This is a genomic window from Actinomadura rubteroloni, from assembly GCF_002911665.1.
Taxonomy (GTDB): Bacteria; Actinomycetota; Actinomycetes; order Streptosporangiales; family Streptosporangiaceae; genus Spirillospora; species Spirillospora rubteroloni.
In genome coordinates, this window is sequence record NZ_MTBP01000004.1 from 405581 (window position 1) to 418927 (window position 13347).

At 74.1% G+C, this 13347-nt stretch carries 12 protein-coding genes; 4 read left to right on the top strand and 8 right to left on the bottom strand.

Annotation, left to right across the window (positions count from 1 at the left end):
• Positions 1-49 precede the first annotated feature (49 nt).
• Both BTM25_RS26115 and BTM25_RS26120 read left to right on the top strand, forming a co-directional pair.
• On the top strand, positions 50-742 hold the full coding sequence (locus tag BTM25_RS26115) for a DUF4386 family protein (RefSeq protein ID WP_103565699.1): 693 nt from the start codon (positions 50-52) through the stop codon (positions 740-742).
• A gap of 74 nt (positions 743-816) precedes the next feature.
• Positions 817-3132, top strand: a complete 2316-nt coding sequence (locus BTM25_RS26120; RefSeq protein WP_103565700.1) for a serine/threonine-protein kinase — start codon at positions 817-819, stop codon at positions 3130-3132.
• Positions 3133-3195: 63 nt separating this feature from the next.
• Here BTM25_RS26120 and BTM25_RS26125 read toward each other — a convergent pair whose 3' ends face one another.
• The 3 genes from BTM25_RS26125 to BTM25_RS26135 all read right to left on the bottom strand — a co-directional run bounded on the left by BTM25_RS26125 (position 3196) and on the right by BTM25_RS26135 (position 6784).
• Positions 3196-3849: a maleylpyruvate isomerase N-terminal domain-containing protein gene (locus BTM25_RS26125; RefSeq protein ID WP_103565920.1), complete on the bottom strand. Its 654-nt coding sequence runs from the start codon at positions 3847-3849 to the stop codon at positions 3196-3198.
• 102 nt (positions 3850-3951) lie between these two features.
• Positions 3952-6318: an ATP-binding cassette domain-containing protein gene (locus BTM25_RS26130; RefSeq protein WP_103565702.1), complete on the bottom strand. Its 2367-nt coding sequence runs from the start codon at positions 6316-6318 to the stop codon at positions 3952-3954.
• Between the two features lie 115 nt (positions 6319-6433).
• The gene (locus BTM25_RS26135) at positions 6434-6784 is read right to left on the bottom strand and encodes a VOC family protein (protein WP_146059161.1); all 351 of its coding nucleotides are present in this window, start codon (positions 6782-6784) and stop codon (positions 6434-6436) included.
• 492 nt (positions 6785-7276) lie between these two features.
• Here BTM25_RS26135 and BTM25_RS26140 point away from each other — a divergent pair, with 492 nt between their 5' ends.
• Positions 7277-7606 (top strand): histone-like nucleoid-structuring protein Lsr2, encoded by a 330-nt coding sequence (locus tag BTM25_RS26140; protein WP_103565706.1) that lies wholly within the window; start codon positions 7277-7279, stop codon positions 7604-7606.
• Between the two features lie 373 nt (positions 7607-7979).
• On the opposite strand, the gene BTM25_RS26145 is transcribed toward BTM25_RS26140, so the two are convergent.
• From BTM25_RS26145 to BTM25_RS26165, 5 genes are read right to left on the bottom strand one after another with little or no spacing between them, the layout of a single operon-like run.
• Positions 7980-9221 (bottom strand): styrene monooxygenase/indole monooxygenase family protein, encoded by a 1242-nt coding sequence (locus BTM25_RS26145; protein WP_103565707.1) that lies wholly within the window; start codon positions 9219-9221, stop codon positions 7980-7982.
• A 42-nt stretch (positions 9222-9263) separates the two neighbouring features.
• Positions 9264-9896: a GTP-binding protein gene (locus BTM25_RS26150; RefSeq protein ID WP_103565709.1), complete on the bottom strand. Its 633-nt coding sequence runs from the start codon at positions 9894-9896 to the stop codon at positions 9264-9266.
• Complete coding sequence (locus BTM25_RS26155) at positions 9874-10236, bottom strand: DUF742 domain-containing protein (RefSeq protein WP_103565710.1); 363 nt, start codon at positions 10234-10236, stop codon at positions 9874-9876. Before BTM25_RS26155 ends, BTM25_RS26150 begins: the two co-directional genes overlap by 23 nt.
• Positions 10233-10637: a roadblock/LC7 domain-containing protein gene (locus BTM25_RS26160; RefSeq protein ID WP_168212245.1), complete on the bottom strand. Its 405-nt coding sequence runs from the start codon at positions 10635-10637 to the stop codon at positions 10233-10235. The genes BTM25_RS26155 and BTM25_RS26160 overlap by 4 nt, the downstream gene beginning before the upstream one ends.
• The gene (locus BTM25_RS26165) at positions 10634-11791 is read right to left on the bottom strand and encodes a sensor histidine kinase (protein ID WP_103565713.1); all 1158 of its coding nucleotides are present in this window, start codon (positions 11789-11791) and stop codon (positions 10634-10636) included. The genes BTM25_RS26160 and BTM25_RS26165 overlap by 4 nt, the downstream gene beginning before the upstream one ends.
• A 596-nt stretch (positions 11792-12387) precedes the next feature.
• On the opposite strand from BTM25_RS26165, the gene BTM25_RS26170 reads away from it, so the two are divergent.
• Positions 12388-13185: an SAM-dependent methyltransferase gene (locus BTM25_RS26170; protein ID WP_103565715.1), complete on the top strand. Its 798-nt coding sequence runs from the start codon at positions 12388-12390 to the stop codon at positions 13183-13185.
• Positions 13186-13347: the final 162 nt, after the last annotated feature.

The following is a 13347-nucleotide window of genomic DNA, read 5'->3' on the forward strand; positions in this document are numbered from 1 at the left end:
TGTACGCTGTTTAACGTTAAACACCGTTCAGAGTTTTGGGAGCACAGCCATGCGTGACGGACGATGGACCCTCGCCGCCGCCCTCGTCGGCGGCGTCGCCGCCGCGAACGCGGCCTTCGCCGGCCTCGGGTCGGTGTTCGACTACCCCGGCGTCCTCGCCGAGCCCGCCGGAAAGATCCTCGACAGGTTCGCCGCGAACCCGCACGTCATCGGCGGGTGGTTCCTGCTCCTGGCGTTCGGTGCGGGGCTGCTCGTCCCGGCCGCCGTCCTGCTCGGGCGCCGCCTGCCGCCCGGCACCGCGACCACCCTCGCCGTGCACACCGGGGTCCTCGCCGGGCTCGTCCAGGTGCTCGGGCTGCTGCGGTGGCCGTTCGCCGTCCCGGCGCTCGCGAGCGCGCACGCCGCCGACCCCGCCACGACCGAGACCGTCTTCACGGTGCTGCACCACTACCTCGGCACCGCCGTCGGCGAGACCCTCGGCTACCTCCTCACGGCGTCCTGGACGCTGCTCGTCCTGCGCGCCATGCCCGGCGCCCCGCGCTGGTTCGCCGGACTCGGCGCGGTCTCGGCCCTCGCCGTCGCCGCCGGGGTCCTGGTGCCGCTCGACGTGCCCGGCGCGGACGCCGCCAACTTCCTCGGCTACGTCGCCTGGAGCGTGTGGATGATCGCGCTGGCGGTGCTGGTCGTCCGCGACCGCGCCTTGGCGGCCCGGCCTCGTCCGGCCGCCGCCCCGGCCGCCTGACGGGCGCGGGGGCGCCGCGTTCCGCCGTACGATTCGTCCGGAACGTGGCGCTGGGCCGAGGACGGGGAGCCGGGGTGGGGATCAAGCCGCTGGGGCCGGGCGATCCACGGCGGGTCGACGAGTACGAACTCCTCGCGCGGCTCGGCGAGGGCGGCATGGGGACCGTCTACCTCGGCCGCACCCGCACCGGCCGGGCCGTCGCGGTCAAGTCGATCCGCGCGGACTTCCAGGGCCGTGACGAACTGCGCCGCCGGTTCGCCGGGGAGGTCCGCGCGGCCGGGCGGGTGAGCGCGCTCTACACCGCGGCCGTCGTCAAGGCCGACCCCGGCGCGGACCCGCCCTGGCTCGTCACCGCCTACGTCCCCGGGCCGTCGCTGGACGAGGCCGTCGACCGGTACGGCCCGCTCCCGCCGGACTCCGCGCGCGTCCTCGGCGCGCACCTCGCCGAGGGCCTGGCGGCCGTGCACCGCGCGGGGCTCGTCCACCGGGACCTCAAGCCCGGCAACATCGTCCTCGCGGAAGACGGCCCGCGCATCATCGACTTCGGGATCGCGCTGGCCCTGGACACGCCGCGCCACTCCGTCACCGGGTCGGTCATCGGGACGCTCGCGTACATGGCGCCCGAGCAGGTGCGCGGCGAACGGGACCTGGACGCGCGGACGGACGTCTTCGCCCTCGGCGCGGTGCTCGCCCACGCCGCCACGGGCCGTCCGCCCTTCGGGGACCTGCCGCAGGCGGCCGTGATGTACCGGATCCTGGACGCCGAGCCGGACCTTTCGGGTCTTCCGCCCGTCCTGCACGCCGTGGTCGCCGCCTGCCTGGCCAAGGACCGCCGGGACCGTCCGCCGCTCGAAGAGGTCATCGACCGCCTGATGGCGTCGGCCCCGCCACCGGCGTCCTGGCTGCCGCCCGCGGTCGTCGGCATGATCGAGGAACGCCGCCGCACGACCGCCGCGGCGCTGACCGACACCCCGCCCCCTGCGCCCGCGCCTTCGTACGGCACCCCGCCGGGCGCCGCGCCCGCCTCTCCCTCCGGCGTCCCGCCGTACGGCGGGACGCCGGGCGTCCCACCTGCCGGGCCTGTCGGCACGTCGCCGTACGGGACCCCGCCGGGCGTCCCGTACGGCGACCCTGCAGGGGCGCCGTCCGCGTCGCCCGGCGTCGCGCCGCCGTACGGCGCCCCGGGCGTGCCGCACGAGAGGTCGTCGGGTCCGCAGTTCGGCGCGTCGCCGTACGGCATGCCGCCCGCGCCGTTTCCGGGCGCGCCGCAGGAGGCGCAGGGCGGGGGACCGCCCGGACCTCCGGCGGGTCCGCCGCCGGACGGTCCCGGCGGGTATCCGCCTGCCGGGCCGCCGTTCGGCGTTCCGTCCGGGCCGCCGCCCGGCGCGCCGCCGTCCGGACCGCAGTTCGGCGGGCCGTACGAGAGGACGTCCGGTCCGCAGGCGGGCGGGCCGCCAGGATCGGCGCCCGAAGGGCTTCCCAGGCCGCCCGCGCCGCCGTTCGGCGCCGCACCGGGTGCGCCGTCCGGCCCCCAGGACGGACGTCCGGCGATCTTCGGCCACGTGGACCGGCTGGCGGCCCGAGTGCGGGCCGCGTTCGTGCCGCAGGACGGGCAGCCGGGCGCCGGATACGGGAACACTCCGCCGCCGGGCCACCAGCCGCCCGGCGGTCCCGGCGCGCCGCCGCCGCTGCCGTGGGAGGAACCGGCGGGCGTGCCCGGCGCGGGAGGCCCGGCGGGCGGCGAAGGCGCGTCCGACGCCGACGCGGCGCTCGCGTCGTCCACCGAGCTGGACCGGGGGCTGGCCGCGCGGGCCCGCGGCGAGACCGACCGGGCGCGGCGGCTGCTCGAACGCGCCGCGACGTCCGCGAACCGCTTCGTCGCCGCCCGCTCCATGCTCACCCTCGGCGCGATGGACGAGAAGCTCGGCGCGCTGGACACCGCCGGGAGGTGGTTCTCGCTCGCCGCCGCGTCCGGCCACCACGACATCGCGCCGAAGGCGACGCTGCGGCTGGCCCAGTTGGCGGCGCGTCGCGGCGACCACGCGCTGGCCCGCAGGCTGTACGGCGACGCCGCCCGCAGCGGCTCGGCGACCGTCGCGGCGGAGGCGGAACAGGCGCTGACGGAGATGAGCGCCCACCCGTCCCCGGGCTACGAAGCCTGGCCCCCCGCACCTCCGCGCGCCGACCGCCCCACGCCCCCGGGAGCCGCCCAAGGCCCGGCCCGGCCCGCACCGCCTCCCGCCGCCGGCTCGGCCAAACCGCCCCACTCCGACCAGAACGGCCCCTTGGGCGCGACTCCGTCCGCCGTCCCGGACGAGCTTTCGGACGCGGCAAAGCACGCGGACCAGGACGGACCGCCGGACCCGGCTCCAGGCGCCGACCGGACCTGAACAAAATGCCGAGCCGCGCCGGCGTCACCGGTTGAGGCCGCTGCCCCGGTGGGGTCCGGGCGGTCAGCCGAGGACGAGCGGGAGCCGTGCGGCCAGGTCGCCGAGGGCGGCCTGCTCGGCGGACGTCGGGGCGCGGCGGCCGGTGCCGACCAGCAGCGCGTCGGTGTCGGAGAACGACGCGGGGAACGCGGCGCCGGCGATCTTCTCCAGCGCCGTGCGCGCCGCCGCGAGCGTGTCGGCGGGCGGCCCGGCGGCGGACGGCAGGTGCGCCACCAGGTCGAGGTGGTGCAGCGTCCATTCCATGAGGTAGGCGGTCAGGTAGTCGCCGGCGGTCAGCACGACGTCCTTCGTCGCGACCCGGACGGACGGGTCGGCGAGTTCGGCGGCGCGCCCGGCCGCGGCCCCGAGGTCGTCCAGATGGAACTTCAATAGCCCCGGGTCGCCGTACGCGGCGGCCAGCCGGGGGATCAGCGCGTCGAGCGGATCGTCCCCGGTCGGCGGGTCGACCAGTTCCCAGTAGGTGGTGGCGTCCGCGGTCGGTTCGCCGTCGGCGGGCGTCACCAGCGTGATCAGGACGTCCTGCGCGTCGATCACCAGGTGGCAGACCAGGTCCCGCACGAGCCACCCGGCGCAGCCCGACGGCCGCGCGAAGTCGTCGTCGGCGAGGGCGTCCACGGCCGCGCGCAGGGCCGTCCACGAGCGGGAGAAGAGGTCCACCCGGGCACCGTAGTGCGGCCCCGCGACGGCGGACAATCGGTTTTCCGGACGCGGTGAACTCCCGCCCGCCGACGAGCGTCCTTCCGACGGCCGGACGCCCAGTCAGGCGCCGACGTAGGCAGCCAGGTGCTCGCCGGTGAGGGTGGAGCGGGCGGCGACGAGGTCGGCGGGCGTGCCCTCGAAGACGATCCGTCCGCCGTCGTGCCCGGCGCCGGGGCCGAGGTCGATGATCCAGTCGGCGTGCGCCATGACGGCCGGGTGGTGCTCGATCACGATGACCGACTTGCCGGAGTCCACGAGCCGGTCGAGCAGGCCGAGGAGCTGCTCGACGTCCGCCAGGTGCAGCCCGGTCGTCGGCTCGTCCAGGACGTACACGCCGCCCGTCTCGGCCATGTGGACGGCCAGCTTGAGCCGCTGCCGCTCGCCGCCCGACAGCGTCGTGAGCGGCTGCCCGATGCCGAGGTAGCCGAGCCCGACGTCCGCGAGCCGCGCGAGGATCCGGTGCGCGGCGGGCAGCTTCGCCTCGCCCGCGCCGAAGAACCCCTCCGCCTCGGCCACCGACATGGCGAGCACCTCGCTGATGTCGCGTCCGCCGAGCCGGTACTCCAGCACCGCCGCCTGGAACCGCTTGCCCTCGCAGTCCTCGCAGGTCGTGGCGACGCCGGCCATCATCGCGAGGTCGGTGTAGATGACGCCCGCGCCGTTGCAGGTGGGGCAGGCGCCCTCGGAGTTGGCGCTGAACAGCGCGGGCTTGACCCCGTTGGCCTTGGCGAACGCCTTGCGGATCGGTTCGAGCAGCCCCGTGTAGGTCGCCGGGTTGCTGCGCCGGGATCCGCGGATCGGTGCCTGGTCGACTGACACCACACCGGCTCCGGCGGGCAGAGACCCGTGCAGCAGGGAACTCTTGCCCGAACCCGCGACGCCGGTGACGACGACGAGCGCCCCGAGCGGGACGTCGACGTCCACGTCCTGGAGGTTGTGCGCGGACGCGCCGCGGATCTCCAGCGCGCCCGAAGGCTTGCGGACGGTCTCCTTGAGCGACGCCCGGTCGTCCAGATGCCGCCCGGTGACGGTCCCGGCGCTCCGCAGCCCCTCGACGGTGCCCTCGAAGCAGACGGTGCCGCCCGCCGTCCCCGCGCCGGGCCCGAGGTCCACGACGTGGTCGGCGACCGCGATCGTCTGCGGCTTGTGCTCCACCACGAGGACGGTGTTGCCCTTGTCCCGCAGCCGCAGCAGCAGGTCGTTCATCCGCTGGATGTCGTGCGGGTGCAGGCCGGTGGTCGGCTCGTCGAAGACGTACGTGACGTCGGTGAGCGACGACCCGAGATGCCGGACCATCTTGACGCGCTGCGCCTCGCCGCCCGACAGCGTCCCGGACGGACGGTCCAGCGAGAGATAACCGAGCCCGATCTCAGTGAACGAGTCCAATGCGTCGCCGAGCGCCTCCAGCAGGGGAGCGACCGACGGTTCGTCCAGGCCCGGGACCCATCCGGCGAGATCGCTGATCTGCATCGCGCACGCGTCGGCGATGCTGATGCCACCGATCTTCGAGGAGCGCGCCGCCTCGGTGAGACGGGTGCCGTCGCATTCGGGACATGTGGTGAACGTGACGGCCCGGTCCACGAACGCCCGGATGTGCGGCTGCATCGCCTCCTTGTCCTTGGACAGCATGGACTTCTGGATGCGCGGCACCAGACCCTCGTAGGTCATGTTGATGCCTTCGATCTTCATCCGGACGGGCTCGTGGTAGAGGAAGTCGTCCAGTTCCTTCTTGGTGTACTTGCGGATGGGCTTGTCCGCGTCCACGAACCCCGACGACGCGTACAAGCGGTAGTTCCAACCGCCCGGCGTATAACCGGGGATGGTCAGTGCGCCTTCGGCGAGCGACTTGGCGTCGTCGTAGAGCTGACCGAGGTCGATGTCGGAAACCGCGCCGCGTCCCTCGCAACGCGGACACATGCCGCCGGTACGGGTGAAGGTCGCTTTCACCGCCTTCTTCTCGCCGCGCTCGACGGTGATCGCGCCGCTCGCCCGGACGGACGGGACATTGAACGCGTACGCGCCGGGCGGCCCGATGTGCGGCTGCCCGAGACGGCTGAACAGAATGCGCAGCATGGCGTTCGCGTCGGTCGCGGTGCCGACGGTGGAACGGGGGTCGGCGCCCATCCGCTGCTGGTCCACGATGATGGCGGTGGTGAGGCCGTCCAGGACGTCGACGTCCGGCCGCGCGAGCGTCGGCATGAATCCCTGCACGAACGCGCTGTAGGTCTCGTTGATCAGCCGCTGCGACTCGGCGGCGATCGTCCCGAACACGAGCGAGCTCTTGCCCGACCCGGACACGCCGGTGAAGACCGTGAGCCGGCGCTTGGGGATCTCGACGCTGACGTCCCTCAGGTTGTTCTCGCGTGCGCCGTGGACCCGGATCAGGTCGTGGCTGTCGGCGGCGTGCGCCCCCGTCGGCGTGCCCATGCTGGTCTCCCGTCCCCGTCGTGACCTGGTCCGATCCAACCAGGTTCGCGAAGTTCGCCGCATCTCGGCGCGGTGCCGCCGCGTCCGGACGGTCCCGGACGCGGCGGTGCGGTGCTCATCGGTCCTGGACGAGCCCGAGAACGTTGCCGTCCGGGTCGGTGAAGCTCGCCACCAGGCGTCCTCCGCCGACGTCGTGCGCGGCCTCGGTGACGGCCGCGCCCGCGGCGGTCACCTCGGCGAGCTTCGCCTCGATGTCGGGAACGTGCCAGTACGCGACCGGGGACGTCAAGCCCTGCGGCCCGCCGCCCGGCAGCAGCCCGATGTGCTGGCCGCCGACGTCGTAGCCGACGTAGTACTCCGAGTCGGTCTGCGGCGCGGTGCCGAGCAGCGCGGTGTAGACGTCCTTGGCCTTGGCCAGGTCGGTGACGGGGTGCAGGACGGTCTTGATCGACGGCGTGTCGCTCATCATGTCTCCTTCGTTCGCGGATCTCGATGTCACGCTAGGCGGGGCTCGGTAAGCGGCGCTTCTCGAATCCTGACCGGTCTGGTCACCCGTTCGCGGCGCGGGGCCGCCGGTGGACGCCGGGGTTCGGTGGCGCGGTAAGGAAACATCATCCATATCCGGTATGTCCGGCGCATTGCCCGGCTATTCGGAACGGGCGTCGCGGAGTTGACTCGATCTTGATTTTTGCGCGCTGGGCAGGAAGGGCTTCCTGAACGCCCCGGCCCGGGTCCCCGCGTGCGGTGGAGAGAAGGCGCGGCGATCGGGATCTCACCCGTCCGACATCGCGTGCCGCGACCGTTCCGGTCCGCCGCTGCTCGCGGCATGGTGACTAGTCGCCGATCCTCCGAGTTAACTATGGCGCGATTTATGAAAATTTCAACGCGCGGCCTCGCTATCGACCGTCCGACCGTCTATGCTGCGGGCTACCTCGGAACTGTGGAAAGGAGGCCCCGCATGGCACAGAAGGTCGAGGTACGCCTCGTTGACGACATCGACGGTGGCGTGGCCGACGAGACGGTCAGCTTCTCGTTGGACGGAGTTCTTTATGAGATCGATCTGAGCGAGCAGCACGCCGCCCGGCTCCGCAAGAACCTGGAGCCGTTCGTGCAGGGCGCCCGCCGGGCACGTCCCAAGGGCATCAAGGCCGGCCGACCGGCCAGGACGCAGTCCAACCGCGAGCGGTCCGGCGAGATTCGCGAGTGGGCGAGGTCGCAGGGCATCGCGGTGAACGAACGGGGCCGCATTCCGGCGACCGTGATCGAGCAGTACGAGGCGGCGCACTAGGCCGTCCCCGCCAATGGCGCTCCACGGTTCGGAGCGCCGCATGAGAGGGCCTGACCGCGGACCGGTCAGGCCCTCGACCCGTTCCGGGCCCCGAATGGCCCGCGCACCCGCCGGACCGGCAAAGCAGGACGAAGCCGACGCACTTCCCGGCGCCGCCCCGCGCCCCGGGAACGTTCGAACCGCAGAGGAAAACCCGGCCGATCCCCGCCGTCCCGGAAAGCCGCGCCGGCCGCCGCCTTCCCCGCCCCGGCAAATGCCCGTCCGCCGAACTGCGGACGCCCGCGCGTGAACGAAAGTCAGCCCGCGCGCCCGCCGCCGAATCGACGCGGGTTTCCGCCGCCCGCCTTTCCGCCCGCCGCCCCGCCCCGGGGGGTCAGGTGAGCGACGTCAGGTAGGCGTCGGTCGCGGACGGGTCGAGGATCCATTCGGCGAGTTCGGGCGGCGTCACGTAGCCCGCGGCGAAGCGCCGCGCCACGCGCGGGTCCTGGGCCGCCGTGCCGAGGACGCGCTGGACGTGCTCGGGCATCGGCCCGAGCAGCGCGTTCGACCAGGCCGTGGACCACTGCGCGTAGTCCCAGTACCGGTCGAAGGTGTCCTGCATCCAGGCGGCGTCGAACGGCTCGGAGCCGCGTTCCAGGATCGACGCGAGGTAGATCGCGGCGCAGTGGGCGGCGTTGTTGGCGCCCTGGCCCGCGATGGGGTCGTTGGTGACGACGACGTCGGCCATCCCGAGCACCGAGGCGCCGCCGACGCGTCCGACCGGGTGCCGCACGACCGGCGTGAACGCCCCGGCGAGCGCGGCCCGTCCGTCGGTGGGCTCCAGGGAGCGGCACTGCGGCGCCACCCACGGGAAGTACTCGTCGAGGACCTGGCGGGTGAGGTCGAGGTGGGCGGCGGCGTCCAGGCTGCGGCCGGTGTCCCAGCGGTCCAGCGGCCCGCCCGGGACGGCCTCGATGAAGAGGATGTCGCACGGCGCGGCGTCCCCGTCCCGGCCGACGGTGAGGGCGGGCATCGTGATCAGCTCGCCGACGGGCAGCGCGCTGATCCCGACGTGCGGCTCCGGGTACTCCGGGTCGGGCTCCATCCCGTGCACGTACACGCACGCCAGTGCGCGCTGCGGCGCGTCGTAAGGGGAGCGGGACGGGTCGCGGTCGAACAGCGCGGCGAGGTCGCCCCGCCCGGCCGCGACGATCGTCAGGTCGAACAGGGCGGTCAGGCCCTCCAGGTCGGACGTCAGCACCGACCCGTAGACGACCTGTCCGCCGCGCTGCTCGAACAGCTCCAGCCAGCCCGCGACCTTCACCCGCTGGTCGACGCTGTGCGCGGGACGCTCGAACGGCGCGCTGAACGAGAGCGCGACCGACCCGTCCGGCCCGCCCGCCATGACGCGCATCCCCTCGATCGCGGGCACCCGCCCGTCCCACAGGTGCAGCCCGCCGGCGCGCTCGAAGTCCAGGGCGGGCGCGAACATCACCTGGGTCGACATGACCCGTCCCGCCCGGGTCTCCTGCGGGGTGCGGGCCGCCATCAGCGTGACCCGGTAGCCGTGGCGCAGCAGGTCCAGCCCGAGCTGGAGACCCGCCTGGCCCGCACCGATGATCAGGATGTTGCGCATCGTCGGACGTTCTCTCTTCCGTGTGCTCGCAGGGGTGGGGGGCTACCGGCCGGCGCCGGACGCGTCGCCGCCCGACGCCAGGACGGCCTGCCGCAGGCTGTGCCCGACCGTGGTGATCAGCGCGCGGGCCACCGACGACCGGCTGCGCGCGTCCACCGTGGTCAGCGGGACGTGCTCGGGCAGCTCCAGCGCCGCGCGGATCCGCTCGACCGGATGGGCGAGGACGTCGTCGAACCGGTTGACGGCGACCGCGAACGGGATGTCGGCGTCGCGCTCGAAGTAGTCGATCGCGGGGAAGCTGGTCTCCAGCCGCCGGGCGTCGGCGAGGACGAGCGCGGCGCTGGCGCCCCGGCACAGGTCCTCCCAGATCGTCCAGAACCGGGGCTGGCCGGGCGTGCCGAACAGGTAGAGGACGAGGTCGCTCTCCAGCGTGATCCGGCCGAAGTCCATCGCGACCGTGGTGGTCGTCTTGCCCTGCCCGTCGGCGAGGGCGTCCAGCGGACGGCCCGACTCGGTCATCCAGTTGTCGGTGTTGATCGTCGCGATCTCCGAGATGGACTGCACGGCGGTCGTCTTCCCGACCCCGAGCCCGCCCGCCACCATGATCTTGACGGAGGTGGCGTGCCGTCGCGCCGACGGCGTGCGCCGGGGTTCAGGCCAGCTTGCGGAGACCATCGAGCACCCTTCCGAGGACGACCGTGTCGCGCGGATCCTGCGCGCCCGAGCCGAGATGGACGTGGCCGGCGGCCGACAGGTCGCTCAGCACCACCCGCGCGACGCCGAGCGCGATCGCGCACTCGGCCGACAGCTCGGCCAGCGACACCGGGGAGGACGCCGCCGCCCGCTGGTAGAGGGTGCGCGCCCACGGCGGCAGCGTCGCCGCGACCGACGCGTCGTACTGCGGGACGTGGACGAGCGTGTGGACGAGCAGCGGCCGGGGCGTGCGGATCCGTCCGCCGACGCGGGTGTAGGGACGGCCCCAGCGCGTCGGGTCCAGGCCGGCGCGCCGCGTCATCCGGACTCCCGTCCGCCGCGCAGCTCGGGCGCGAAGGCCGGCCCCACGCTGGTGACGAACTGGGTCATCGCGGTCGCGACGGCGCCGAGGTTGGCGCCCGGCTCGGCCTCGACGATCAGCGCGGCGGGTGCCTGGATGCGCATGCACACTAGGTGCCCCCGCGTGTAGCGCAGGAGGATCTGCTCGCACGAGCCGCGTCCGGTGGTGCCGCCCATCGCGTGCCCGAGCGCCAGCAGCGAGATCCCGGCGGCGGCGTGCCGTTCGGCCTGGTCGCGGGCCAGGCCGACACTCGACAGCAGCAGCCCGTCGGACGAGGCGACCACCGCGCCCGCGATGCCGGGGACCGAGCCGAGGAGGTTGCCGACCAGGCGGTCCAGCGGGACGGTGTCCTGGGTACTCACCACTTCTCACCTTCCGGGGAGTCCGCGCCGCCGGTCTCGGGAGCGGTGAAGGCGGCGAGGTCGTCGGCGAACCCCGCCAGCGTGTTCGCGGGCGCGGCGGGCGGCGCGGCGGGGGCGTCCGGGCCGGGCGTCCCGGCGCCGCGCCGCCAGTCGCTGCGCCTCGGGAGGCCGCCGTCGGCGGGGTGCGCGGCCGGCGCCGCCGGGGGCGCGGCGGGCTCGGGTTCGGGGACGGGCGGGCGCGGCGCGGGGTCGCGCGCGGGCGCCGGGGACGTCAGCAGGTGCGCCGGGACGGTCACCATCGCGATCAGCCCGCCGCCCGGCCCGCCGTGCCGGGACGCCAGCGACAGCCCGATCCCGTGCCGCCGCGCCAGCCGGTGCGCGACGGGAAAGCCCAGGTGGCGCCCGGTCTCGGCGCCGACGGGAAGCGGTTCGCCGGCGAACAGCCGGTTCAGCAGCTCGACCCGGTCCGGCGCCATGCCGACGCCCGCGTCCGCGATCTGGACGACCAGGCTGCCGTTCGTGAACGGGTGCGCGGTCACGTGGACGGGCCCGGTGGAGTACCGCACCGCGTTGTCGATCAGCGCGGCGAGCAGCATCGCCACGTCGTGCGCGGCGTAGCCGGGGACGGCCGCGTCCCCGGCGGGGCCGGGCTGGTGCCGGACGCGGTCGGGGAACTGCACCGGCGAGATCGCCTGCAGGACGACCTCGTACAGCGGGACGGCGAAGTCCTCGCCCTCGTGCTCCTGCCCGTCGGCGAGGACCCGCAGGTCCCGGGCGACGCGCCGGATCCGCGCGAGCGCGTGGTCGACGGCGTACAGGTGGGCGATGCGCTCCTCGTCGGCCTCGTCGGCCTCCAGCGCGGTCAGCGGCGGGAGCATCTGCTCGGTGAGCAGCAGCAGGCGGGCGCCCACGTCGTCGTTCAGCGTGCGCCAGGCGTCGGCCGAGCCGCGTCCGCCGCCGGTGCGGCCGACGGCGTCGAGGAGGTCGTCCACCAGGTCGTGTCCGGGAGCGGCCACCAGCCAGCGGGCGAGCCGGACCCGCAGCCGCGCCCGCCGCCCCCCGTCGCGGGACTCGCCGCGGCGGCGGCCCAGCCGCGCGGTCAGGCGGCCCGCGCGGCGTGCGCGCCGCGGGGAGACATCCGACGCGAACGACATTGGCCCAGCTCCCGGGGGGATCGAGAGAACACGGACGAAAAGCGGACGAACCGGCGGCGCGGCGGGCCGTGCGGGACCCGCGGCGCACCCGGACGACCGGATATGCGGGCCGACCCTAACGCATGAACTCCCGGCGAAGAGGGCAACTCGCGAGCTTTGCCACCGCGTGCCCGGACGGCGACGGGGGATGGGTCCGGCGGCCGGGAACCCCCCAGTCCCCCGACCGCCGGACCGGCGACCGTGCCAAGGCCGCGCCGAGTGCCGTCCGGGGTTCCGAGCCGCGGCCGGCCGTGCGCCGCACGGTCCCACCCGGCCGCCGCCGACGGCCCGTCCCCTTCGCTCCGGACGGGACCGTCTCCCGGATCGGCATCGACTCTCATCGTGTCGGCCCGGACGGGGCGTGTGCATCGGTAGCGATACCGATCTCCGTACGGATTCCGGCGGAACCTAGCTTGACCTGCGGATTTTTCGGTACCGCTCGTCCGGTGAACCGGTGGCGCAACGCGGGGCGTTCGGCTAGGGGCGCCGACCGGCTGCGGGCGCCGGGGATCATGGGTTACCTTGATCGTCCGGTCGGGCGGACGAGGTGAGGCGCGATGGAATCGGGAACCGAACGTCCCGGAGTCGACACCGGAGTCCCCAGCGTCGCCCGCGTGTACGACTTCCTCCTCGGCGGCAAGGACCACTACTCCGTCGACCGCGAGTTCGCGCGGCGGCTGGCGGCGCGGTGCCCGAACCTGGACTTCGAGTGGGAGGTCCGGCAGAACCGGGGCTTCATGACGCGCGCCGTCCGGTACCTGGCCCGCGAGGTCGGGATCCGGCAGTTCCTCGACATCGGGACGGGCCTGCCGACGCAGGAGAACGTCCACCAGGTCGCGCAGGACGCCGCGCCCGACGCCCGCGTCGTGTACGTCGACAACGACCCCATCGTGCTCGCGCACGCCCGCGCGCTGCTGACCGGCACCCCGCAGGGCGCGACCCGCTACATCGACGCCGACCTGCGCGACCCCGACCGCATCGTGGAACTGGCCGCCGAGACGCTGGACTTCACGCGTCCGGTGGCGGTGAACCTCATCGCCGTCCTGCACTTCATCCCCGACCCGGACCCGGTCGTCGCGCGGCTGCGCGAAGCGCTGCCCGTCGGGAGCCACCTGGTGATCAGCCACGCGATCGACCGGCCCGAGTTCGCGGCGATCGCCGAGGAGTACCAGCGCGAGATGGGCGTGGGCGCGCTGCGTCCGTTCGGCCAGATCCAGGGGTTCTTCGGCCGGGACGGCTGGGAGATGCTCGACCCCGGCCTGGTCCCCGTCGCGCTGTGGCGTCCCGAGGTGCCGACGATGGTGCGGCCCGCGAGCGGAATCTTCGTCGCCGGGGTGGCCCGCAAGGTCTCCTGACCGCGTTGTCCCAACCGGGCGCGGCGCGGGGCTCGCCGACGCCGTCGCGGGCGTGGAGACGATGGCTCGACAGCCTTCGCCTGAAACCGCAAAGGAACTCCTCATGCGCACTCTGATCAGCACCGCGTTCGTTAACGGCGTGCAGAAGCAGATCTTCGACGT